The sequence below is a fragment of the Marinobacterium nitratireducens genome (assembly GCF_014645375.1).
GTDB classification, from domain to species: Bacteria; Pseudomonadota; Gammaproteobacteria; order Pseudomonadales; family Balneatricaceae; genus Marinobacterium_A; species Marinobacterium_A nitratireducens.
Map to the genome: position 1 here is coordinate 69,221 of NZ_BMLT01000001.1, position 21,796 is coordinate 91,016.

The following is a 21,796-nucleotide window of genomic DNA, read 5'->3' on the forward strand; positions in this document are numbered from 1 at the left end:
TATAATTCAGGGTACAGGCGTTCGCGCCTGCAGGGGTCTGCTTCACCCGTTCCGGGTGTAGCAGAGCCGAACAGGAACGGGAGACAGCTCATGCAGATTTCCGAGTTCAAACAGCTGGCGTCCAGTCACCGGCTCAGAACCGTCAATTTCATCGAATCCGGTTGCGGCCCCATGGTGGTGGAGGTCGAGTTCGACGAGGGCAAGGAATTGATTCGCGACAGTCACGGCGAGGTGCTGACCTGCACCAATGTGACACAGGCCTACGATCTCTGTCACAAGGCCGGTATTCACAGCGCCAATCTGGTACAGGTGGTACCGCACGACGAAGCCTGTTCCGGCGCCGTGATGGATTATCACCGCGAGTCCATTCCGCTCAAGTTCTGATCGATCCGGGCACCCGTTCGGCAGCGCTGCCGAACGGGTGCTTTTTTTGTCGGCCGCATGGCGTGCCAGGGACTGCCTGATGGCAGCAATAGCGTATGAGGGAGGGCTGTGGCATGCTGGCGACACCGGCCGACAGGCAACAGGGAACGGCAATGCAGGACAAGATCGAACGCGCTGTCGCCAGCGTCAGCACGCTGGTACTGGGCAAGGATACCCAGGTGAGGATGGCGCTGACCTGCCTGTTCTCCCAGGGCCACCTGCTGATCGAGGACTTGCCCGGTATGGGCAAGACCACGCTGGCCCATGCCCTGGCGCAGGTGCTAGGGCTGAGCTTTCAGCGCGTGCAGTTCACCAGTGACATGCTGCCTGCCGACATTATCGGGGTATCGATCTTCGATCAGCAGGCGTCGGCGTTTCGTTTTCATCCGGGCCCCGTCTTCACCCAGTTGCTGCTGGCCGACGAGATCAACCGCACCACGCCCAAGACCCAGAGCGCACTGCTCGAAGCGATGGAGGAGCGGCAGGTCACTCTCGACGGCGTGACGCACCCCTTGCCCGAGCCGTTTTTCGTCATCGCGACGCAGAACCCGATCACGCAGTTCGGCACCTTCCCGCTGCCCGAGTCACAGCTCGACCGCTTTTTGATGCGTATCGAGCTTGGCTATCCCGACCCTGTGGCCGAACGGCAGCTGCTCAGCGAAGGACGCTACCGGCGCCAGCGCGAGCCGCTGCCGGTCTGCATCGACCTCGAGGACCTGGCGTCGATCCGCGAGTCATGCCGCCAGGTGCGGGTCTCCGACAGCCTGATCGACTACCTGCAGCGGCTGGTGCAATACAGCCGCGAGGCGCCGGAATTCGCCTATGGCGTGTCGCCCCGGGGCAGTCTGGCGTTGCTGCAGTGCGCCCGTACCTGGGCCTATATGCAGGGGCGTGAATACGTCGTGCCGGAGGACATCCAGGCGCTGCTGGAGCCGGTGATCGGCCATCGCCTGCGGGCCGCCGAGCAGGTGGGCGGCCACGGCAGCGAGGCGCTGATCCGGCAGATGCTGGAACAGGTGGATGTGGTCGGCTGATCCATGGGCCGCCAGGGAGGCCGGAGCGGGGTGATTCGCCAGTCGCACAGCCGATTTGCCGCTTTCATGCGTGCCTGGGCGCTGCGTCGCCATGGCCCGGTGCACAGCCTGACGCTGACGCAGAATCGAATCTACATCCTGCCGACCCGTGCCGGCTTCTGGTTCCTGGTCACCTCGCTGATCATTCTGCTGCTGGGCGTGAACTATGAAAACAACCTGGTCTACGGCGCCAGCTTTCTGCTGCTGTCGCTGTTCGTGATCTCGATTCTGCATACGTACAGCAATCTTGCCGGACTCAGTATCACGGCGCTGGGCGCGCGTCCCTGCCTGGTCGGGGAGCAGGCCGAGTTCGAACTGCTGCTGCGCGCTGGCAGTCACCGTGACTACGAGGCGATCCAGCTGTCCTGGGTCGACCAGGCGCCGGTCAGCTGCGATTTGATCGGCGACAGTGAACGCCGCGTCCGGCTCTATGCCCGCGCGCCGCAGCGCGGCTGGTGGCGTCCGGGGCCCTTGCTGGTCGAAACCCTGTATCCGCTGGGGTTGCTGCGCGCCTGGACCTGGCTGGAGACCGATCTGCGGGCGCTGGCCTGGCCGAGGCCCTTGCCCGGCGACAGCTTGCCCGCCGGTAGCGGCAGCGATGGCAGCGGCGCCCTGCTGGATGGGCGTGGCAGCGAGGACTTTCTCGGTCTCGAGGCCTACCAGCGTGGTATGTCGCCGCGCCATATCGCCTGGAAGCAGCTGGCGGCGGGGCAGGGGCTGCACGCCAAGCAGTTCGGTGACCAGGCCGACCGGCAGCTGTGGCTGGACTTCGATCTCTGGCCCGAGCTCGACAGCGAAAGCCGGCTGTCGCGGCTCTGTTACTGGACTCTCCGACTGGCGCGCGAGCGCGTCGAGTATGGCCTGCGCCTGCCCGGCGTCGAGATCCCCCCGGGGCGCGGTGAACGCCACCGGCAGGAGGTGCTGCGGGCGCTGGCGCTGTACGGCAAGGGAAGTCGCTAGATGAAAGGCGTCTACCAGCTTACCCGTCCGGCACTGGTGTGGCAGCTGCTGATGGTGGTGGTGGTGATGATCCCCCACAGTCTGCGTCTGCCATGGTGGCTGCCGCTGATGACGCTCGGAGCCATCGGCTGGCGCCTGCTGGTGCATCTGGGACGCACCTCCTTTCCGCACTGGAGCGTCAAGTTCCTGATGGCGATTACCGCGGGCATCGGCGCCGTGGCGTCCATCGGCCGCGGTAACGGGCCGGAGCTTGCGGTGGCGTTGCTGGTGGCGGGCTTCGCGCTCAAACTGCTGGAGATCTACAAGCGCCGCGATGCGCTGGTGCTGATTTACGTCGCCTACTTTCTGGCGGCGACCGAGCTGCTGTTCGGGCAGACGCTGCTGCACGCGCTCTACGTTCTGCTGGCGTTGCTGCTGATCACCGCCGCGCTCAATGCTGTTTACCAGAGCGAGCGCCATCCCGATTTCCGTCGCCCGCTGCGCGCGGCGCTGCGGCTGCTGTTGCCGGCGCTGCCGTTGATGCTGGTGCTGTTCCTGATCGTGCCCCGCATCGGCCCGCTGTGGTACGCGCCGATGATGCAGGAGGAGTCGGTGACCGGCCTGTCCGATACCCTGTCGCCGGGTGATGTCAGCCAGCTTACCGGCTCCAGCGCGGTGGCCTTTCGGGTCGAGTTCACCAGTGGCAGGGTGCCGCCGCCGGCTCAGCGCTACTGGCGCGGACTGACCTATGACTACTTTGACGGCCGGCGCTGGCAGGCGGAGTCGGACCGCCGAACGCCCCCCGAACTCAGCGATCTGCCGAGCGGGCCCTTGCTGCGCTATCAGATGATCATCGAGCCCAGCGGCCAGCCCTGGGTGTATGCCCTCGACTATCCGGTCTCGGCCAGCTGGCCCCTGCGCATGGCGCCCAACTGGACTCTGCGGGCGCCGTCGCGGCTTCGCCAGCGCGCCGAATTCGCCCTGGTCTCACGGCCGCTCGATGCCCTGCCGCAGGCGCTCAGCGAGTCGGCGCAATCGCGCTACCTGCAGTTGCCGGCGAGCGGCAACCCGAGGGCCCGGGAGCTGGCGCAGCGCTGGCGCGACGAGGACGCCTCGGTCGATTCGCTGGTGACACGCACCCTGGCGCTGTTCAACCGCGACTTTGTCTATACGCTGTCGCCGCCGCGTCTTGGCGCGGACGGCATCGACGATTTCCTGTTCGAAACCCGGCGTGGCTTCTGCGGCCATTACGCCAGCGCCCTGGCGTTCCTGCTGCGCGCCGCCGGCGTGCCGGCCCGGATCGTCGGCGGCTACCAGGGCGGCGAATGGAACCCCTACGAGTCCTACCTGCTGATCCGACAGTACGAAGCCCATGCCTGGGTCGAGGTCTGGTATGCCGGACGCGGCTGGGTGCGTGTCGATCCCACCGCTGCCGTGGCGCCGCAGCGTGTCGAGCAGACCGCCGATCAGCTGCTGGCCGACGAGCCCGGTTTTCTTTCCGACACGCCCCTGTCGCCGGTGCGTTTTGGCCGTATCAACTGGCTCAACCAGCTGCGGCTGCGGGTCGAGGCGATCAACTACAGCTGGCACCGCTGGGTGCTCAGCTTCCATCTGCGCCAGGATGCGCTGCTGCAGCGGCTGTTCGGCGAGCTCAGCCTGTGGAAGCTGGCGCTGGCACTGGCGCTGCCGTTCGGGCTGGTGTTGGGCTGGGTGGCGCTGTCGCTGCTGCGTCAGCGCCGGCCGAAAACCCTCGACAAGGTCGACAGCGCGCTGTTGCGACTGTCTCAGCGTCTCGGCGCCCAGGGGCTTGGGCGCCGCAACGGCGAGCCGGTGGGACTGTACGCGGCCCGCGTCGCCGAAGCGCGGCCGGAACTGGAGCCGCTGATTCTTGCCGTGGCGCGCCACTACGACCAGCTGCGTTATGCCGGCCACGACGACAACGCCGTACGCCGGGCCTACCGCGAAGCGATCCGCGCCTGTATGCGGCGGTTATGATCCCGGTGACGGGTTGGTGGAGATCGCAGAGGACCTGGTCAGCATGGCGGTTGTTCGCTCGCAGAGCGAGCCCCTACAGATGGTGCGGTTAGGCAAGTTACGCAGGAGCCCACTCCGTGGGCGAATCGATATGGCGGGCGGTCATTCGCACTTCCGTCGATGCCCGGGCCGTTGATCGAAGTCGCAGGCTCATTCCAGCCTGGGGTTATTCGAAACGTCGGCGAGGGCGCGGGCGACCCGTTGTTTCAGTTCCGGCAGCAGCTCGGCTTCGAACCAGGGATTGCGTTTGAGCCACAGCTGATTTCGCGGCGATGGGTGGGGCAGGGGCAGGTAATCTTCCGGCAGTTCGCGCCAGTGGGCGACGCAGTCGGTGAGGCGGGTGAACGGTCGCGGCGAATAGGCGCGCTGGGCGTACTGGCCGATCAGCAGTGTCAGCCGGATCCCGGGCAGCTCGGCCAGAAGGCGTGCATGCCAGAGCGGCGCGCACTCGGGCCTTGGCGGCAGGTCGCCGCTGGCGCCGCGGCCGGGAAAGCAAAACCCCATCGGCATGATCGCCACCCGCCCCGGGTTGTAGAAAGTCGCTCTGTCCATTGCCAGCCAGTGGCGCAAACGGTCGCCGCTGGGGTCGTCGAAAGGTCGTCCGGCGGCATCGGCACGGGCGCCGGGGGCCTGGCCGATGATCAGCAGACGGGCGCCGGCATCGGCCTGAATGATGGGCTTTACACCTTCGGGCAGCCCCTGGCAGTGACGACAGGCGCGGATGTCCCGTACCAGTCGCGCGCAGCCGGATGCATGCATTGCGTGAAGAATCCCTATAAGCTTCGGAACTGATTCGCAGGTTCCCCTATTCCTGCAGCTTAGGTGTTCTGAAGTCCCATGTCATCATCACAGCACGAAGCGCCGCTGCCGTTCGACTACCGGGTCGTGCGCAGCCGCCGGCGTCGCACCGCCGCCATCCTGATCAAGAACGATAGGGTTGAAGTCCGGGTGCCGCACTGGGTCGGTAACGACTGGATAGCGGCTTTCGTGCACGAGCGCCGGGACTGGATTGCCACGCGCCTCAGCCGGGTGCTGCTGCAGCGCGAGCTGCACCGGCCCGAGGTGCGGGACGGAGGTCTTGTGCCCTATCGCGGGCGCGAGCTGAGGCTTCGGCTCTGTGCCGGCAACAGCAGCACCTGCAGGGTAATCGACGATCGGCTCGAGGTGAGGCTGTCTCAGCGGATTCGCAGGAGCGCAGAGCAGGTCGCCGACGAACTGGTGCGCGACTGGCTGCAGGCCAGGGCCCGCGAAGTGCTGCCCGAACGGTTACAGCAGTTGTCGAGGGAAACCGGACTTGTTCCCACCGGCGTTTCGGTGCGCGGCTTCCGGCGTCGCTGGGGCAGCTGCGACAACCGCGGCGGTATCGCCCTCAACTGGCGTCTGATCCTCGCCGAGCCGCAGGCCGCGGACTATGTGCTGATTCACGAACTCTGTCATCTGCGCCACTTCGACCACTCGCCGCGGTTCTGGCAGCTGGTCGGCCGCCACTGTCCAGAGCATCGCCAGTGGCAGGACTACCTGCGCGAGCGCGGCTGCTGGCTCGAGTGGTAGCCCGAATGCGACCTTGGTCGTAGAAAGGGACTATGGGATCGGCGGGGCGAATGTGCTTCAATTTTCGCTCGTCCGCGATGGACGACGAGCGCCAGTGACGCTTGCCCCGTACGACGGGGCGGGCCGGCTGTATGATGATAAGAATAACCGAGAGCACCGATGAGTTTCTTTCCCGCCCTCTATACCCGTATCGAGCAGATCTTCTTCCATAGCCTCACCCGCAAGATCGTCGGTAACGTGGTGTTCTTGCTGCTGCCCTCGCTGATGCTGTGCGCCGCAGGATGGCACTACGCCGTCGAGCTCGACGGCATCCTGGCTTCCGGGGCCGTGCCGGCGGCCAGCCGGGACGCCGTCGCGGCCCTGATCGATGACGCGAGCCGGGTTGCCGGTGCGCTGGTGCTGTTCGCGCTGGCGGCCTCTGTATTCAGCATCGGGTTCATGCGGCACCTCTTCCTGCGCCCGGTGCGGACCATGACCGACGTGCTCAGCGCCATAGGCGACCGGGACGGGGATATTTCGGCGACGTTGCCGTCATATACCTACGACGAAATATCCGAGATGGCGGCCCGCTACAACGATTTCGCTGCCAGTCTGCGGCGCATGATCGCCGAAACCCGCCGCAGCAGCGTGCGGGTCGCCATGTGCTCGACGCAGCTGAAGCGGGCGCTCGACAAGGCGCACCGCTCGGTGACCGAACAGGAAGCCCAGGCGCAGCTGGTGTTCCAGTCGAGTCAGGAGGCCACCCTGGCGCTGGACGAAATCGCCGGCAGCACCCTGCGCATCAACGAGCAGAACAGGGACAACCTGCAGGAGGTGCGGGACTCCAGCGAGGAGCTCCTGCGCGTGCGCGAACAGGTCAAGGCCATTCACCGGCGCGTGACCGAGTTCCAGGGCACGGTCGAACAGCTGAGCCGGAATTCGGGCAACATTACCCAGATACTGGCGATGGTGAAGGACTTCTCCGACCAGACCAATCTGCTGGCGCTGAATGCCTCGATCGAGGCCGCCCGTGCCGGCGAAGCCGGGCGGGGCTTCGCCGTGGTGGCGGACGAGGTGCGCAATCTGTCGCGCAAGGTCACGCAGGCTACCGTCGAAATCGACACCAACGTCGGCGAAATGGCCTCGCTGGTGGCCGATACCCACCAGAGTGCCCGGGATATCCTTGGCTACGTCGTCGATACCGACCGCTTCATCGATGCCACCAGCGGCCAGTTCCAGCGCATGGTGCAGGACTTCGAGCAGGTCGGCAGCCAGCTCTCGGGTATAGGCGCAGCGATCGACGAACTGGCGCATACCAACAAGAATTCCCACGGTCACGTCACCCAGATCAGCGAGATCGCCGGGCATATCCAGCAGGAGATGATCGACTCGGACGCGACGGCGGAGCAGCTTGAACTGAGCACCGAGAAAAGTCAGGAGCTGCTGTCACGGTTTATCATTGGTTCCGGCGGGTTCGAGACCATGATCCAGACAGGGCGGCGCTGGGCCGAGGCGACAACCCGGGCGCTGGAAGAGCTGAAGGCTCAGGGGCTGGATATTTTCGACGTTCATTACCGGCGCGCCAATCCGGGGCGGGAGCCGGCGAAGTTCGATGTCAGCTACGCCGACGCCTACGAACAGCGAATGCAACCGCTGTTCGACGGCTTTGTGCGCGAGCAGCCGGCGTTCATCTACGCCATCGGCGTCGACCGCAACGGATATGCCCCGGCACACCACCGCAAGGTTTCACATCCGCCCTGCGGCGATACCGCCATCGACAATACGCAAAGTCGTCACCGCAGGATATTCTTCGCCACCCGTGCCGAACAGCGGCGGGCCACCCATGAAGCGCCGTTTCTGCTGCAGACCTTCGTTCGCGATACCGGCGAGGTGCTGAACGATCTGTCGATTCCGATCCTGGTGGACGGCCGGCGCTGGGGTTCCCTGATCATGGGATTCGAACCGCAGCACCTGCTCGACGAGGCCGGCTGAGGGCCGGCCAGAACACTCAGCGCGATGGTCGTACGCTGCGGAAATCGCCGTCGCCCCAGGACACCGCCTCGTAGCAGCGTTCCAGTCCGCTGCCGCCGCATTCGGCGCCGTGCAGCTGCAGCAGCAGCATGCGGTCGCCATCCCACTCCAGTGTCTGCCACTGCTTGACCAGCCGCTCCAGGATCCTGTCGCCGACGATGACCTTGAGGCCGCAACCGCCCGTGCCGCAGAACAGCGTTTTCGAGCTGGTGCAGCTGTAGGTGCTCTCGTCGATGATTTCGTCGTCGACCCCGTCACCGTTCAGATCGATCAGCCTGACGGTGGACGGCTGATAGCCCAGTTCGCCGCCATCCAGCGAGGCGCACTGCTGGCGGGCCTCTTCAATCAGGCGGCTGGCGGTTTCCGAGGCGCCTGCCGAACCCGCGGCAAGCATCAGGGCCGTACCCAGGCCCAGGGCGCGCAACAGCATTTTCTTCATCTCAGTGTTCCTTTCTTCAGATGCTGACATTTCTGTGCTCACAGCATAGACCAGTCGGCGCCGCAAGGATTGTTGCAGCTGCGTGAAAAACCACCACCAATGGCCGGTGGGGTGGTGAGAGACTTTGGTTCTGCGACGGGGCCGGGTCTGTTCACCGACGTTCAGGCAGGCCCCGTCGGCCAGGACCTATGGCTCGAATATTCAGGGCCAAGAGCCGATTCGCCGGTTTCGGGTGGCTGCCGATAATGGCGCTGCACATAACAACAAACCGACCCGGGGAACCCGATGAAGAACAAGAAACTGCTTTGCACCGCGCTGCCTTTCGCGCTTTCGGCCCTGACCGCCGTTCCTGCCGCCGCCAAAATTCAGCTTTACGATCAGGATGGGACCACCTTCAGTACCGACGGTCTGATCAACGCCTTCTACACCCAGAGCAGTGTCGACGGCGGCCCCAACGGCGACCGCGACCAGGCCCGTGTGCGCATGGGCTTCCTGCCCAACTGGATCGCCTTCGACGCCGGCAAGGAAGCGGGCGAACTGACCCTCGGGGCGCGCTCATCGTTCTGGGTCACGATCAATGACAACGACGTCGTGCGCGGCGCCGAAGGCCTCGGTACCCGCAGCGGTATCGACGTGCGACAGTTCTACGGTACCGTCGATGGCAGTTTCGGTCAGGTGCTGATCGGCAAGGACTTCGCGCTCTTCGGGCGTACCAATATCCTTTCCGACGAGCTGCTGCTCGGGCATGGCCAGGTATCCGATACCCTTGGCCTGATCGATGGCGGCAACGTCTCGTTCGGCAATATCGGCGCCGGTTACCTGTACCCCTTCCCGGTGGCGCAGATCAGCTACCGCACCCCGGAGCGCGCCGGGTTCCAGCTCGCCGCCGGTATCATGGATCCGAACAAGAGCGACGCCGGCTCGTCCGAGGACATGCCGCGCTTCGAGGCCGAACTCAGCTGGGGACGGAGTTTCGAGGGTGGCTCCTTCAAGACCTGGGTCGGAGGCCTGTACCAGAGCTCGGAAACCGACACCAGCGAAGTCGATTCCAGCGGCGTTGCGGGCGGCGCCAACCTGCGCCTTGGCGGATTGTCCCTGACGCTGTCGGGCTTCGACGGCGAAGGTCTCGGCACGGTAGCGGGCCTGACCAACCTGGTGACCTCCGAGGACAATCAGGTATCGGGTTATCTGACCCAGGCCTCCTACACCATCGGTGCCAACCGGTTCGTTCTGTCCTATGGTGAGAACGAAAGCAGCGACGACCCTCTGGTCGGCGCCGACGCGGAATACGACAACACCGCCCTGGCCTGGTTTCACGACCTGAACGACAATCTCAAGCTGGTCGCGGAACTCAACCGCACCGAAGTGACGCTGGACGGCGCCAAATTCGAAGAGACCGATACCATCGCCGTGGGCGCGGTACTGACCTGGTAAAGATCTGTGCCGTTGTGATTGCCCAAGACGCGGCTGCGGGTTCCGGCTTTCCCCCTTCGCCGGTAGCCGCGGCCGCGTTCGTGCGCCCGCCCTGGGGGTGATCCTGACCGGTACCAAAGTAGTAGTTCGCTCTAGGAACACCGGGAGCGGCTGACGCAACCGGAGCGAAAAGTCATTGATTACAATGTCTTAAGGTTTACCTTGCGCGCATTTCTGAAGCGGCGGAAGTCGAATGTCCAGGGCATCCCGGGGCGAGGTACAATCAGGTTGGAACCGATTTCCAGGAGGTAGTGGCGGGTGCACGCTTTTTCTCATTTACCGGCGGTCACGGCGGCGAGTTACAGCCCCGACCCGCAGCTGGCGTCGGCCGAGTTGCGCGCGGCGTTTCGCGACCCCACGCCGGGCTTCGTGCTGTTTTTCTGCTCCGCCGAGTACGACCTCGATGCGCTTGCCGCGTGCCTGAAGCGGGATTTCGACGGCATTGGTCTGGCCGGCTGCACCACGGCGGGGGAAATCACGCCCAACGGGTACGGCCAGGGCTGCATCACCGCGATCGGCTTCGACTGCCGCAGCTTCGCCATCGAAAGCGCCCTGGTCAAGGAGATCGGACGCTTTTCGCTGACCGACGCCCAGGCGGTGGTCGAGTCTCTGACCGCGGGTTGTTTAAGCCGCAAGCTGGCGCCGATCAAGGGCCACAGTTTTGCCCTGACGCTGCTCGACGGCCTCTCCAGTCAGGAGGAGCTGTTTCTGGTGGCGCTGAACTCGGCGCTCGGCAGCATTCCGAACTTCGGCGGCTCCGCCGGCGATGATATCCACCTGGCCAACACCCACGTGTTCTGCGACGGTCGATTTCACACCAATTCCGCCGTCGTGCTGATGTTCAACACCCTCTGTGAGTTCGAGGTGTTCTCCACCCACCATATGCAGGCGCCGGGTGAGAAAATGGTAGTGACGGCCGTCGACAGTGAAAGCCGCACCGTGCTGGAACTGAACGCCGAACCCGCCGCTGCCGAGTATGCCCGCGTGATCGGCGTGCCGGAAGCGGCCCTCGATCACCGTGCCTTCGCGCTCAACCCCATCGCGGTACGGATTGGCGAGGAGTATTACGTACGCTCGATTCAGCGCGTCAATGCCGACCGCAGTCTGACCTTTTACTGCGCCGTGGAGAAGGGCATCGTGCTCACGGCGATGCGCCCAGGTCCCATGCTGCCGGACCTCGAAGCCGAGTTCGCCCGTATCGAACAGGCCATCGGTACGCCGCGGCTGGTAATCGGCTGCGACTGCTTTTTGCGCCGGCTGGAGGCGCAGTACAGCGGCCTGCAGGAGGCGGCGTCGGCATTCCTGCGCGCGCACCGCGTGATAGGCTTCAATACCTACGGCGAGCAGTTCAACGGCATGCATCTCAATCAGACCTTCACCGGGGTGGCGATAGGAGGATTCCGGCATGGCTGGCGCTGACACCCTGAGCGAGGACGAGGTTCGTTCGCTGCGCGCGCAAGTCGAGGCGCTGGAGCGGGACAACCAGAAACTGCGCAAGATCAATCGCGCCCTGATCGAACGGGTTGAGTCCGGCGGCGGTCATCGCGCCGACCCCTACGCGGCGTTCGAGCATTCGGTGGTGCTCGCCGAACAGGTTCGCGAACGCACCGAGGCGCTGAACAGCGCGCTATCGCAGCTCAAGCGCAGTAACCGGGCGCTGACCCAGGCCAACGAGCAGGCGGAGATGTCGCAGCAGCGCCTGTTCGATGCCATCGAGAGTATCTCGGATGCCTTCGTGCTGTTCGACAGCGGGCGGCGCATCCTGCTGTTCAACAGCCGTTTTCGTGCCTTCTGGAACGGAACCGGCGTCAGCATCGAGCCCGGCACCACCATCCAGGATCTGACGCGGCTGGCGCGGGAGCAGGGTCTGGTGGTCGAGGAAAGCGGTGGTGACAGCCCGGTGATGAAGCTTGCCAGTGGGCGCTGGATCCAGATCAGCGAGCGCGGCACCCGCGACGGCGGACTGGTGGTGCTTTACACCGATATCACCGAACTGAAGGCGTTCGAGGAGGCGCGTCGCGAGCGCGCGCTGGCGCAGAAGTCGCGACTGTTGCAGGGGCTGGTGGATCAGCTGTCCCAGGGCGTGGCGCTGGTCACCGCCGACGGCGAGCTGGAGGTCTGGAACCGTCGCTTCATCGAGCTGGGCGGCGTCGACCCGGGACCTGCGCCCGCGACCGGTCACGCCGACCGTCTGCTGGCGCCGGTCGGGCCTATCGATACGGTGCAGGCGCGGGAAACCAAGCTGCCGGACGGCCGCGTGCTGGAAATCCGCACTCACCCCATGCCCACCGGCGGTTACGTCAACACCTACACCGATATCACCGAGCGGCACCGCTACGCCGAAACACTGCGCGAAAGCGAGCAGTGGATCCGCCTGATCACCGACCATGTGCCGGCGCTGATCGGTTACGTCGGCGAGGATCTGCGCTACCAGTTCACCAACAAGGTCTACGACGAATGGTATGGCTGGCCGAGGGGCGGGCTCAACGGCCGCCTGATCAACGAGGTGCAGGGTGAGGCTCAGTTCCAGAAGATAAAACCGTACATGGACCGCGCGCTGGCCGGCGAGAGCGTCACCTTCGAAATCGACGAGAAGAACCTGCACGGCGAGCTGCGCTGCATGCTCAAGTCCTATGTGCCCAACCTCGACAGCAACGGCCATGCGGTGGGCATTTTCGTGATGATTCGCGATATCACCGAGCGGCGGCGTACGGCTCACGCGCTGGAACAGGCCTATCAGCACCTGGAACAGCGGGTGCGCGAGCGCACCGCCGAGCTGACGGCGCTGAACGATCAGCTGCGCCAGGAGATCCAGGAGCGCGCCGCCATCGAGGCGCGCCTGCGGGAGGCCAAGAAAGAGGCGGAACAGGCCAACCTGTCCAAGACCAAGTTCCTCGCCGCCGTCAGTCACGATCTGCTGCAGCCGCTGAACGCCGCGCGGCTGTTCACCGGCGCCCTGCAGGAACAGAGCGTCGCCGAGCCGGTCTCCCGGCTGGTGGCGTCGGTGAGCAACTCGCTGGCGGACGTCGAAAGCCTGCTCAGCACCCTGGTCGATATATCCAAGCTCGACGCCGGGGTGATCCGTCCCGATATCAATGCCTTCTGCGTGCGCGCACTGCTCGAGAATATCGCCAACGAGTATCGCCAGGTCGCCAGTAACCAGGGACTCGAGCTGCACTTCGTCTCCAGCGGTGCCGTGATCGAATCCGACAGTCAGCTGCTGGCGCGCATACTGCGCAACTTCCTTTCCAACGCCCTGCGCTACACGGAACACGGCCGCATTCTGTTCGGTTGCCGGCGCCGCCGGCACAGTCTGGTGATCGAGGTCTGGGATACCGGCATTGGCATACCGGAAGAAAAGCTGACGGAAATTTTCCTCGAGTTCCGGCGCATCGCGCCGCCGTCCGGGGCACCCCATGACAAGGGCCTCGGCCTCGGGCTTGCGATCGTCGACAAGATTTCACGCATTCTCGGGCACCAGGTGGCCGTCACTTCGGTTGAGGGGCGCGGGTCGGTGTTTTCGGTCGAGGTGCCGCTCGGCAAGCTGCGGCTGATGCCGCAGGCCGATACCCAGGCTGCCGCGGTTACGGAGTCCTGGCTGCTGGGTGCGCGGCTCTGGGTGGTGGACAACGACCGGGCGATCTGCGAGGGCATGGCGACGCTGCTGCGGGGCTGGGGCTGCGAAGTGGTGACCGCGCTGTCGCTGGCGGATCTGGAACGGCAACAGAATGTGGCGCGTGGAGCGGTCGACCTGCTGATCGTCGACTACCATCTCGACGACGACGAAAACGGCGTCGACCTGGTGGCGGCGATTCGCGCACAGCGCCGCGACCGCCTGCCGGTGTTGATGGTCACCGCCAACTACAGCCACGAGCTGAAGCAGCAGATCCGGGATCTGGGCTATTTGCTGATGCACAAGCCGGTCAAGCCGATGAAGCTCAAGACCACACTGAATCACCTGCTGAACGGAAATGTGAAGCGGTAGGGCACGGCGGTGGTTCGCGCCGGGGCGGCGCTCCTACGGTGGATGATCCGCGTACCCAAACTTACGGGCACTGCCTCGCAGCGAACGGGGTGGTGCGTGCGGGAGGCAAAATGCTCCCGCTATGCGGGGGCCGAGGCTCGGTACGGCCACAAGGTCTCAACCGGCAAGACCTACCGGCTTAGACTTCCTTACAGGTCCCGGTCGAGCACCAGTTGCTGAATCAGCTGCTTGGCGTTGTCGTAGCCAAAAGGCTTGCTGCAGATGGCCGACACGCCGGCGGCCTGGATCGCGGCGAGGCGACTGCTGTCCTGTTCGGACGTGACCATCAACACCGGTACCGAAGGCTGCTCGCTGTGGTGGCGAATATGGGTCACCAGTTCCTCGCCGTTGATATGGGGCATGTTGTAGTCGGTGACAACCAGGTCGAAGGTTTCCGTGCGCATGATGCGCAGGGCTTCGGCGCCGTCACCGGCTTGGTGCAGGCAGCGGATTCCGAGGTTCTGCAGGAGCTGTGCCAGATACCGCCGTGACATGCCGCTGTCGTCGACCAGCAATACCCGCAGATGCTCGAAATCGTCGATTTCGGGCGGCTCCGCATCGCTGTCGTTGAGATAAAGCAGGGTGCTCTGCAGCGCCGTGCGCAACTCGTCGCGGTCGAAGGGTTTGGGCAGAATGGCGATGGCGCCGGCCTGGCGGACCGGCTCGAGGTAACGGTAGTGGGTTTCCGAGGACACCAGCAAAAAGGTGATGTCGGCAAGGCTGGATTCGCGCCGCATGGTCGTCACCAGCTCGGTGCCGGTCATGTCCGGCAGGTGCATCGACGACAGCACGATATCGGGAGTCTCGCGGCGCATCCGCTCCAGTGCCGCGGTGCCGCTGTCGAACGGCTCGATATGTCGGACACCCAGGCCACGCAAGGCGTCGGCAATTATGTGCCGCTGCACGCGGGAGGGCTCTACGACCAGAACCAGCAGCGAATCTAGCTTCATGAACAAGAGTCCATTCAGTGCCGGCAGTCCGGCCCTTGGTGATCAACCGCGTGCGCCGTGACGCGGACGTGGGCCGATAGTCTCCTTCAGATGATGCGTCTGATGCAAGTGATGTCAGCCTTCAATGGCCCCGATCGGCCCCGAAGGACCTCCCGGAGCGCGGCGCCTGTTCACAGCGGCTTCAGCGCCGCAGATACTGGCTGAAATCGATATTGCCGGCCGACAGCACCGCCTGGATGCGGTTGTGAACGCCGAGCTTGCGCAGTATCGCCGAGACGTGGGCCTTGACCGTGGTTTCGGCGATATGCAGGTTCCAGGCGATCTGCTTGTTGGACTCGCCCTTGGACATGCGCTCGAGCACCAGTAGCTGGCGCCGGGTCAGCGAAGACAGCAGTTCCGGCGGAATCTGGTGCTCGTCGTTGCGCTGGTTGCGGCGGCTTTCCGTTTTACCGGTGCGTATGATGTCGGACGGCAGGTAGACGTTGCCGTCGAGGATCTGCTGCAGGGCCTCGGTCATCTGCTCCCGCGGCGACGATTTCGTAATGAAGCCGACCGCGCCATAGGTGATCGCCTGCAGCACCACCTGCTTGTCCTCCTCGGCCGAGACGATGACGACCGGAACCGTGGGGGAGTCGTTGCGAAGAGTGATAAGTCCGTTCAGGCCGTTCATGCCCGGCATATTGAGGTCGAGCAGAATCAGGTCGAGGTCGTCGTGCTCGGCGGTCAGCGCCAGAGCCTGGTCGAGATCTTCGGTTTCGAAGGTTTCGCAGCCGGGAAAGCTGTTGTGAATGACACTGACTATGGCCTCGCGAAAGAGGGGATGATCATCTGCAATCAGTATCTTGTACACGCCGTTTCTCCATTTATAGTTATAGTGCGCCGCTAAAGGGGCCGGTCGGGCGGGTGCCCCGCGCAGGTGGCCGTCGCGGCGAAGCTCAGGGCACTGCAGAACACATCTTAACGCCTGCCGGGAAAAATTACTGCGTTTGCGACAGGGGTACCGGATGAGCGGCTTCCAGGGGCAGCCCGGACTCGCGCCAGCCATCGGTGCCCTGCGGGTACCAGTAAAGGCCGCTGTAACCCCAGCGGGCCGCCCGGCGCACCGCATTCCACGACATCCAGCAGTCGGCGCGGCAGTAGAACACCAGCGGTGCGCCGAAATCGCCGCCGGTCACCGCTTCGAGGTGGCTGCGAAAATAGCGCTCCCAGCGCGGCTCCAGCCGGCCCTTGCCGACGTTGGGCAGCCAGTGGCTGCCGGGTATCTGATGGTACGGATGTTGTTCGATGAATATGCCTTCGCGCCAGTCGAGTGCCTGGACGTTGAGCAAAACCGGTGGCGGATTCTGCTGCAGCAGTGTCTGCAGGGTCGCGGTATCGACGGTGCGCCCGCCGTCGACCCGGTCGGGCGTCGGGCTGCGGTAGCGGTCAATGCGGTAGCCATCGGGCGAGAAGAGCGCCCCGGCCCAGGCCAGCGATATCGGGAAACAAAGTGACAGCAGCAGCATTATTGTTCTCATACCCTCATTTAAGCTCGCGGGCGAGGGCGATTTGAATGCTACGTTGGAGCGGAACCAGCGGTACCAAAGTAGTATTTTTAGATCCGACCCTGGCGCTTGAGCCGACGCCGCACGCTCGCGTGATAGAGCCTGGCCAGCAGTGGCCTGAGCACCGGCAGCGATATGATCCAGGCCAGTGGTCGCAGCCTGGGCACGCGCCGCATCAGCAGGATGTAGGCATCGAGCTCGCGGTGGATCCGCTGCGCCTCGTCCCCGACATGCAGTTCGGTGAGCGCCAGCTGAGGGTCCACGCCGAGCTGGCGCAGGTCGTCTTCCCGGCCGTTGATATCGAACCAGACGACCTCGTCGCCGGCGGCGCGTGCCAGGCGTTCGTAGCGCGCGCGCTGGCGCCGGCACAGCGGGCAGGCGCCGTCGTAGAACACCGTCAATTTTGCACTCTGTCCTGTCATCGGCGAAGATGCTCCTTGCCTCGAATAGCTGTCGCACACTCTTTGGACAGCACCAGGGGCCTGTATTTCCCGGACGACTGGAGGGACCCGGATGTCACGCCTGATACTGATCATCCTGGCCTGTGCGCTTGCGCTTTTGATGTTGCTGCGCGGCGGCGAGCCGGAGCTGCCCGACGGCGTTCTGGTTCCCGGTACACCGCAACAGACGGCGGTGCAGGCGAAGACATTCGAATTCGACGGCCACCGGGTCGAAGTACTGGCGGGCTTCGAGCTGGATGCCCGGGTGCTTGGCAAGGAGCGGTACTGGCTCGACCGCGAGTCGGAGCTGTCAAAATACGACCTGGCGCTGGGCTGGGGGCGGATGTCCGACAGTCGTGTGCTGGAGCAGATCGATATCTCCCAGTCCGGGCGCTGGTATCGCTGGCGTGCCGAGCGCATGCCCATTCCGCGTCGCGAGATCGAGCGTTCCAGCGCCAACATGCACCTGATTCCCGCCGATGACTGGATAGAGAAGCAGATCGCCAAGGCCGGGCCGGGTACACTGGTGCGTATCAAAGGCTATCTGGTGAAGGTGACGAGCCCGGACGGCTGGCGCTGGAAAAGCTCGCTGACCCGTGACGATACCGGCAACGGCGCCTGCGAGTTGATATTCGTCGAGCAGTTCGAGATTCTGTAGGGTGCACTGAGCGCAGCGAACTGCACCTCGGGTTCCCTCACGACTTACCACTTACCACTTTCCTTCAATGAACTACGATCAGGCGCGTGACTATCTGCTGAGCCGGCCCGAAGCCTGGGAGGACTATCCCTTCGGCCCGGGAGCCGCGGTGTTCAAGATCCGCGACAAGCTGTTCGCTATCCTGATGCGCGATCAGGGACTTGCGCGCGTCAATCTCAAGTGCGATCCGGTCGAGGCGCAGATGCTGCGAGATGTTTTCGATGCGGTTCGGCCGGGTTACCACATGAACAAGCGTCACTGGAATACGGTGTCGCTGGATGGCTCGCTGCCGCGTGGCGAACTGGAGCGCATGATGGACAGATCCTACGCTCTGGTGGTCCGGGGACTTCGCGCATCGGAGCGGCGGGCGCTGGAGCTGGCCTGGGGCCCCGAGGTTTTATACCGCTGAGAGCGAGTGGTGTGGGGTGAGGCGTCTGCCCGCCGCGAAAGCCCTCAGGTTTTGCGCCGGGCGGTCCGCTCGGGGCTGAACCCCATCACCGCCAGCATCGTGAAAACGGCGGTGGTGCCGGCGGTAATCGCCAGGGCCTGAAGGTTGAGCTCGAGGTAGAGCGCGTGCCGCACCAGCTCGACGGCGTGGCTGAACGGATTCAGCAGGCAGGCCCAGTACAGCCATTCACTGGCCTCGCGCATTTTCCACAGCGGGTAGAGCGCCGAGGAAATGAAAAACATCGGAAAAATCACGAAGTTCATCACCCCGGCGAAGTTCTCCAGCTGGCGGATACGGCTGGACAGCAGCAGGCCGATGGCGCCCAGCATCAGCGCGGTCAGCAGCAGAGCCGGCAGCACGGTCAGCAGGCCGGCGAGCGGCGGTTCGAAGCCGACCAGCAGCCAGGCCAGTGCCAGGAAGCCGTAGACCTGAATCAGCGAGATCAGGGCGATCGCCAGGAGCTTGCAAATCAGCAGCCAGGTGCGGGGCAGGGGACTCATCAGCAATACCCGCATGCTGCCCATCTCACGGTCGTATACCATCGACAGCGAGCTCTGCATGCCGTTGAACAGCAGGATCATGCAACACAGGCCGGGGGCGATGTAGGTTTCATAGGTGATGTAGGTCTGGTACGGCGGAATGATGGCGACGCCGAGGGCGGCGCGAAAGCCGGCGGCGAACACCACCAGCCAGAGCAGGGGCCTGACCAGGGCGCTGAGAAAACGGCTGCGCTGCTGCAGAAAACGGTAAAACTCGCGCTCGAGGATGCCGCGCAGGCTGTGCCAGTAGGCCCTGGGGTCGATCGGTGGGGGCTGCTTCATGCGGCCTGCTCCGGTGTGGCCGTAAGGCGTTCGAAGGCCTCCGCCAGGCTGTCGCAATCGGCGCGGCGGCACAGCTCCAGGGCGCTGGCGTCGGCGCGCAGGCGCCCCCGGTGCAGCAGCAGTACGCGATCTTCGGGGGCGATCTCTTCGATCAGGTGCGTGGCCCAGAGCGCGCACAGCCCAAGGTCGCGACAGAGCCCCCGGACATAGGCATTGAGGTCGGCGCGGGTGCGGGTATCCAGTCCCACCGTGGCTTCGTCCAGCAGCAGGATCGCCGGTCGATGCAGCAGTGCCCGGGCGATCTCGACGCGGCGCCGGTGTCCGCCGTTGAGGTTGCGCACGCGCTCGTGCAGCCGTTCGGCCATCTGCAGACGTTCAAGCTCGGTGCGCGCGCGCTGGCGAATCTCGCGCCGCGACAGGCCGTGCAGTGAGCCGTGGTACTCGAGGTTCTGCATCACCGTCAGATCGAGATCGAGGGTGCTTTGCTGGAACACCACGCCCAGGTGTTGCATGACGCTGGCAGAGTGCCGGCGAATGGACTGACCGAGCAACCGTATCTCGCCGTCCTGCAAGGCATAGAGCCTTGTCAGCAGTGCAAACAGGGTGCTTTTGCCGGCGCCGTTGGGCCCGAGCAGCGCGGTGAAGGTGCCTTGTCCGAGCCTGAAGCCGATGTCGGTCAGCGCCTCCCGGCCGCCATAGCGAAAGCCCAGCCCCTCGACTTCAATTGCCATCAGGACTTCACCGCCAGGCCCCAGGGATAGCGGCCAACCTTGACCGATTTCACGACCTTGAGGGCGGCGACGTCGATTATCGACACGTCGCCGCTGACGCCGTTGGTGGTCAGCAGTTTCGATTCGTCGGCGTTGAACTCCAGATGCCATACCCGGCGTCCGACCAGCAGGTAGTCCAGTACTTCGTAGGTCTTGGCGTCGACCACGGCGACGTGGTTGGCCGGTCCCAGCGCAACAAAGGCGTAGCGGCCATCCGAAGTCAGCTTGACACCGACCGGCTGGACCTTGTCCGGATGCACGCCGCGAATCTGGAAGGTCAGCTTTTTGCTGATCTGGCGGGTGGCGACGTCGACCACCGAGACGGTACCGCCAATTTCCGCGCTGGCCCAGAGGGTGCTGCCGTCGTCACTGAACTCCACATGGCGCGGTCGCTGATCGACCAGGGTGTTGTCGACCAGCTGGTGGGTTTCGGTATCGATCCAGTGCAGCATGTTGGTGGTTTCGCTGGTGTTGACCGCCCATTTGCCGTCGGGGCTGACCGCCATGCCCTCGGGCTCGACACCGACGTCGATCTGCGCCAGCACTTCGTGGCTGTCGACGTCGACCACCGTCACCAGGGCGTCGTCCTCATTGGCGATATACAGCAGCTTGTTGTTGGGGTGCAGCGCGAACTGTTCGGGGTCCTCGCCGGACGGCAGGCTGGCGATGATCTTGTGGCTGGCGACATCCATGACCTGAACGGTATCCGAATCGCTGGCGCAGATATACAGCCGGGTACCGTCCTTCGACAGCGTGATGCCGCGTGGCCGCTGACCGACCGCGATGGTTTCGATCACCTCCAGGCTGTCGAGATCGATCAGCGACAGGGTGTCGTCCTTTTCGTTGGAGACATAGGCGACCTCGGCGAAGGCCGCCGGGGTCAGCAGCAGGCTGCAAGCGAGGCTGATAAGGGTTCTGCGCAGTGTCATTGTTGTTCTCCTTTGGCGGCATAAAGCTCGGCGCACTGGCTTTCGGGCGCGTCGAAGCCCAGGCTGTCGAGGTCGGTATGGGGGTGCAAAATGCCCTCCTGCGGCGACTGGGAAACCAGCGCGCGGGGGTGGACCAGCGCAATCGGCTGGCGCAGCTGGCCACTCCAGGGGCGGTAACTCAGCTTGCGACCCTTGAAGGCCGCGAGCTGGAAACGCTCGGACAGCAGGAAGTCGCGGATGGCGCCGCTATCCGTCGATTGCAGCTGGGTTACCGCCTCGGCGATCGAACGCACGCCTGCCCAGGCGGCGTAGTCGCGCGAGTCCATCCAGCGCCCGGTCTTGTCCTCGAAGCGGGACTGCAGCTGGGCGGCGCCCCACTGTTCGACAACCCGGTGCCAGGCGACGGGGGTCAGGCCCTGGGTGCCGGCCACCGGGCGCGGGAGCCAGCTGTTGTAGAGCACGTACTCGCCAAAATCGCCGCGTTCATCGGCGACCAGCACGACGTCGTAGTCCTTGCCCTGGGTGAACAGCGGCAGCTCTTTCTGGGCGCTGCGGCGCAGGTCGGTATCGAAACTCCAGGCTTTTTCGTCGACGATGCGCCCGCCATAGCGTTTGGCGGCGCGATGCAGGGCTTGCGCGTAGGCCAGGTCCTGGGGCTGGTTGCCGACGATCAACAGCCAGTCCCGCCACCTGCGTGCCGCCAGCCACTGCGCCAGGGCATCGGTCAGCATCGCCCGGCTTGGCAGGGTATGCAGCACGTTGGCCAGACACTGGTCCCGGCGCAGCGCATCCTCGCTGCTGCCGGCATTGAAGATCAGGGCATCCTGGCCCAGTTGCTCGCTGAGCGCGGTCAGCTGGGCGGCGGGCAGGTCGGCGACGAACAGCGAGACGCCGGCCTGCGCCAGCTCCGACGCCTGCTGCAGCAGCGCCCGGGGCTCGTCGTCCACGCGGCTGTGCAGCCGGTACTTCTGTTGCAGAAAGCGCCCGGTGGTGTTGCTGTCGTCGATGCCGAGCTCCGCCCCCCGAAGGCCGGTATCGCGCGGCTCGGGCAGGATGTTGGAAAGTGCCGGCGGTGTTGCCGGGCGGTAGCTGAGGTAGCCGATATCGACCTCGATCGGCCCGGCTCCCCGTACCGCGGTGCCGATCAGCGCCAGCGCAAGGCCGCAGCTTCGGGCAAGTGTCGGGATTGTCATGGCTGTGGCTGCTGTTGTTGTTTGGCTTCAGCTTAAGT

The 21,796-nt window shown here is 64.6% G+C and carries 21 protein-coding genes; 11 read left to right on the top strand and 10 right to left on the bottom strand.

From position 1 onward, the window contains the following. The first annotated feature begins 90 nt into the window (after window positions 1-90). The 4 genes from IEX85_RS00305 to IEX85_RS00320 all read left to right on the top strand — a co-directional run bounded on the left by IEX85_RS00305 (window position 91) and on the right by IEX85_RS00320 (window position 4,430). Window positions 91-384, top strand: a complete 294-nt coding sequence (locus IEX85_RS00305) for a DUF6482 family protein (RefSeq protein ID WP_188857251.1) — start codon at window positions 91-93, stop codon at window positions 382-384. Between the two features lie 113 nt (window positions 385-497). Continuing rightward, window positions 498-1,457, top strand: coding sequence for an AAA family ATPase (locus IEX85_RS00310; protein ID WP_229721721.1), 960 nt, complete (start codon window positions 498-500; stop codon window positions 1,455-1,457). A gap of 3 nt (window positions 1,458-1,460) precedes the next feature. Beyond that, on the top strand, window positions 1,461-2,456 hold the full coding sequence (locus tag IEX85_RS00315; protein WP_229721722.1) for a DUF58 domain-containing protein: 996 nt from the start codon (window positions 1,461-1,463) through the stop codon (window positions 2,454-2,456). Further along, a complete protein-coding gene (locus IEX85_RS00320; RefSeq protein ID WP_188857253.1) occupies window positions 2,457-4,430 on the top strand; it encodes a transglutaminase TgpA family protein in 1,974 nt (657 codons plus the stop codon). Window positions 4,431-4,619: 189 nt separating this feature from the next. On the opposite strand, the gene IEX85_RS00325 is transcribed toward IEX85_RS00320, so the two are convergent. Continuing rightward, window positions 4,620-5,228 (bottom strand): uracil-DNA glycosylase family protein, encoded by a 609-nt coding sequence (locus IEX85_RS00325; RefSeq protein WP_188857254.1) that lies wholly within the window; start codon window positions 5,226-5,228, stop codon window positions 4,620-4,622. A 78-nt stretch (window positions 5,229-5,306) separates the two neighbouring features. Between IEX85_RS00325 and IEX85_RS00330 the strand changes: the two genes are divergently transcribed. Both IEX85_RS00330 and IEX85_RS00335 read left to right on the top strand, forming a co-directional pair. Further along, window positions 5,307-6,020 carry a M48 family metallopeptidase gene (locus IEX85_RS00330; protein WP_188857256.1) on the top strand — a complete coding sequence of 238 codons (714 nt, stop codon included), beginning with the start codon at window positions 5,307-5,309 and terminating at the stop codon, window positions 6,018-6,020. 159 nt (window positions 6,021-6,179) lie between these two features. Beyond that, entirely contained in the window at window positions 6,180-7,991 is a 1,812-nt protein-coding gene (locus IEX85_RS00335; RefSeq protein WP_229721723.1) for a methyl-accepting chemotaxis protein, read from the top strand. Window positions 7,992-8,007: 16 nt separating this feature from the next. On the opposite strand, the gene IEX85_RS00340 is transcribed toward IEX85_RS00335, so the two are convergent. After that, complete coding sequence (locus IEX85_RS00340) at window positions 8,008-8,469, bottom strand: hypothetical protein (protein WP_188857257.1); 462 nt, start codon at window positions 8,467-8,469, stop codon at window positions 8,008-8,010. Window positions 8,470-8,754: 285 nt separating this feature from the next. Here IEX85_RS00340 and IEX85_RS00345 point away from each other — a divergent pair, with 285 nt between their 5' ends. The 3 genes from IEX85_RS00345 to IEX85_RS00355 all read left to right on the top strand — a co-directional run bounded on the left by IEX85_RS00345 (window position 8,755) and on the right by IEX85_RS00355 (window position 13,927). After that, a complete protein-coding gene (locus IEX85_RS00345) occupies window positions 8,755-9,903 on the top strand; it encodes a porin (RefSeq protein ID WP_188857259.1) in 1,149 nt (382 codons plus the stop codon). A 297-nt stretch (window positions 9,904-10,200) separates the two neighbouring features. After that, window positions 10,201-11,361, top strand: coding sequence for a nitric oxide-sensing protein NosP (gene nosP, locus IEX85_RS00350; RefSeq protein ID WP_188857260.1), 1,161 nt, complete (start codon window positions 10,201-10,203; stop codon window positions 11,359-11,361). After that, on the top strand, window positions 11,348-13,927 hold the full coding sequence (locus IEX85_RS00355) for a hybrid sensor histidine kinase/response regulator (RefSeq protein ID WP_188857264.1): 2,580 nt from the start codon (window positions 11,348-11,350) through the stop codon (window positions 13,925-13,927). The genes nosP and IEX85_RS00355 overlap by 14 nt, the downstream gene beginning before the upstream one ends. A gap of 188 nt (window positions 13,928-14,115) precedes the next feature. Here the strand turns inward: IEX85_RS00355 and IEX85_RS00360 are convergent, their stop codons facing one another. The 4 genes from IEX85_RS00360 to IEX85_RS00375 form a co-directional block, all read right to left on the bottom strand. Further along, window positions 14,116-14,916 carry a response regulator gene (locus IEX85_RS00360; RefSeq protein ID WP_188857265.1) on the bottom strand — a complete coding sequence of 267 codons (801 nt, stop codon included), beginning with the start codon at window positions 14,914-14,916 and terminating at the stop codon, window positions 14,116-14,118. A gap of 181 nt (window positions 14,917-15,097) precedes the next feature. Then, window positions 15,098-15,766 (bottom strand): response regulator, encoded by a 669-nt coding sequence (locus IEX85_RS00365; protein ID WP_188857266.1) that lies wholly within the window; start codon window positions 15,764-15,766, stop codon window positions 15,098-15,100. Window positions 15,767-15,893: 127 nt separating this feature from the next. Further along, window positions 15,894-16,421 (bottom strand): PQQ-dependent catabolism-associated CXXCW motif protein, encoded by a 528-nt coding sequence (locus IEX85_RS00370; RefSeq protein ID WP_229721724.1) that lies wholly within the window; start codon window positions 16,419-16,421, stop codon window positions 15,894-15,896. A gap of 89 nt (window positions 16,422-16,510) precedes the next feature. Continuing rightward, window positions 16,511-16,882, bottom strand: a complete 372-nt coding sequence (locus IEX85_RS00375; RefSeq protein WP_188857268.1) for a thiol-disulfide oxidoreductase DCC family protein — start codon at window positions 16,880-16,882, stop codon at window positions 16,511-16,513. A 91-nt stretch (window positions 16,883-16,973) separates the two neighbouring features. On the opposite strand from IEX85_RS00375, the gene IEX85_RS00380 reads away from it, so the two are divergent. After that, window positions 16,974-17,558 carry a hypothetical protein gene (locus IEX85_RS00380; RefSeq protein ID WP_188857270.1) on the top strand — a complete coding sequence of 195 codons (585 nt, stop codon included), beginning with the start codon at window positions 16,974-16,976 and terminating at the stop codon, window positions 17,556-17,558. A gap of 67 nt (window positions 17,559-17,625) precedes the next feature. Continuing rightward, entirely contained in the window at window positions 17,626-18,006 is a 381-nt protein-coding gene (locus IEX85_RS00385) for an MmcQ/YjbR family DNA-binding protein (protein WP_188857271.1), read from the top strand. Window positions 18,007-18,050: 44 nt separating this feature from the next. On the opposite strand, the gene pedC is transcribed toward IEX85_RS00385, so the two are convergent. From pedC to pedA1, 4 genes are read right to left on the bottom strand one after another with little or no spacing between them, the layout of a single operon-like run. Continuing rightward, a complete protein-coding gene (gene pedC, locus IEX85_RS00390) occupies window positions 18,051-18,866 on the bottom strand; it encodes a lanthanide ABC transporter permease protein PedC (RefSeq protein WP_188857272.1) in 816 nt (271 codons plus the stop codon). Further along, window positions 18,863-19,597, bottom strand: coding sequence for a lanthanide ABC transporter ATP-binding protein PedB/LutE (gene pedB / locus IEX85_RS00395; protein ID WP_188857273.1), 735 nt, complete (start codon window positions 19,595-19,597; stop codon window positions 18,863-18,865). Before pedB ends, pedC begins: the two co-directional genes overlap by 4 nt. Next, window positions 19,597-20,565, bottom strand: a complete 969-nt coding sequence (locus IEX85_RS00400; protein ID WP_229721725.1) for a YVTN family beta-propeller repeat protein — start codon at window positions 20,563-20,565, stop codon at window positions 19,597-19,599. The genes pedB and IEX85_RS00400 overlap by 1 nt, the downstream gene beginning before the upstream one ends. Then, entirely contained in the window at window positions 20,562-21,758 is a 1,197-nt protein-coding gene (gene pedA1, locus IEX85_RS00405; protein ID WP_188857274.1) for a lanthanide ABC transporter ABC transporter substrate-binding protein PedA1, read from the bottom strand. The genes IEX85_RS00400 and pedA1 overlap by 4 nt, the downstream gene beginning before the upstream one ends. Window positions 21,759-21,796: the final 38 nt, after the last annotated feature.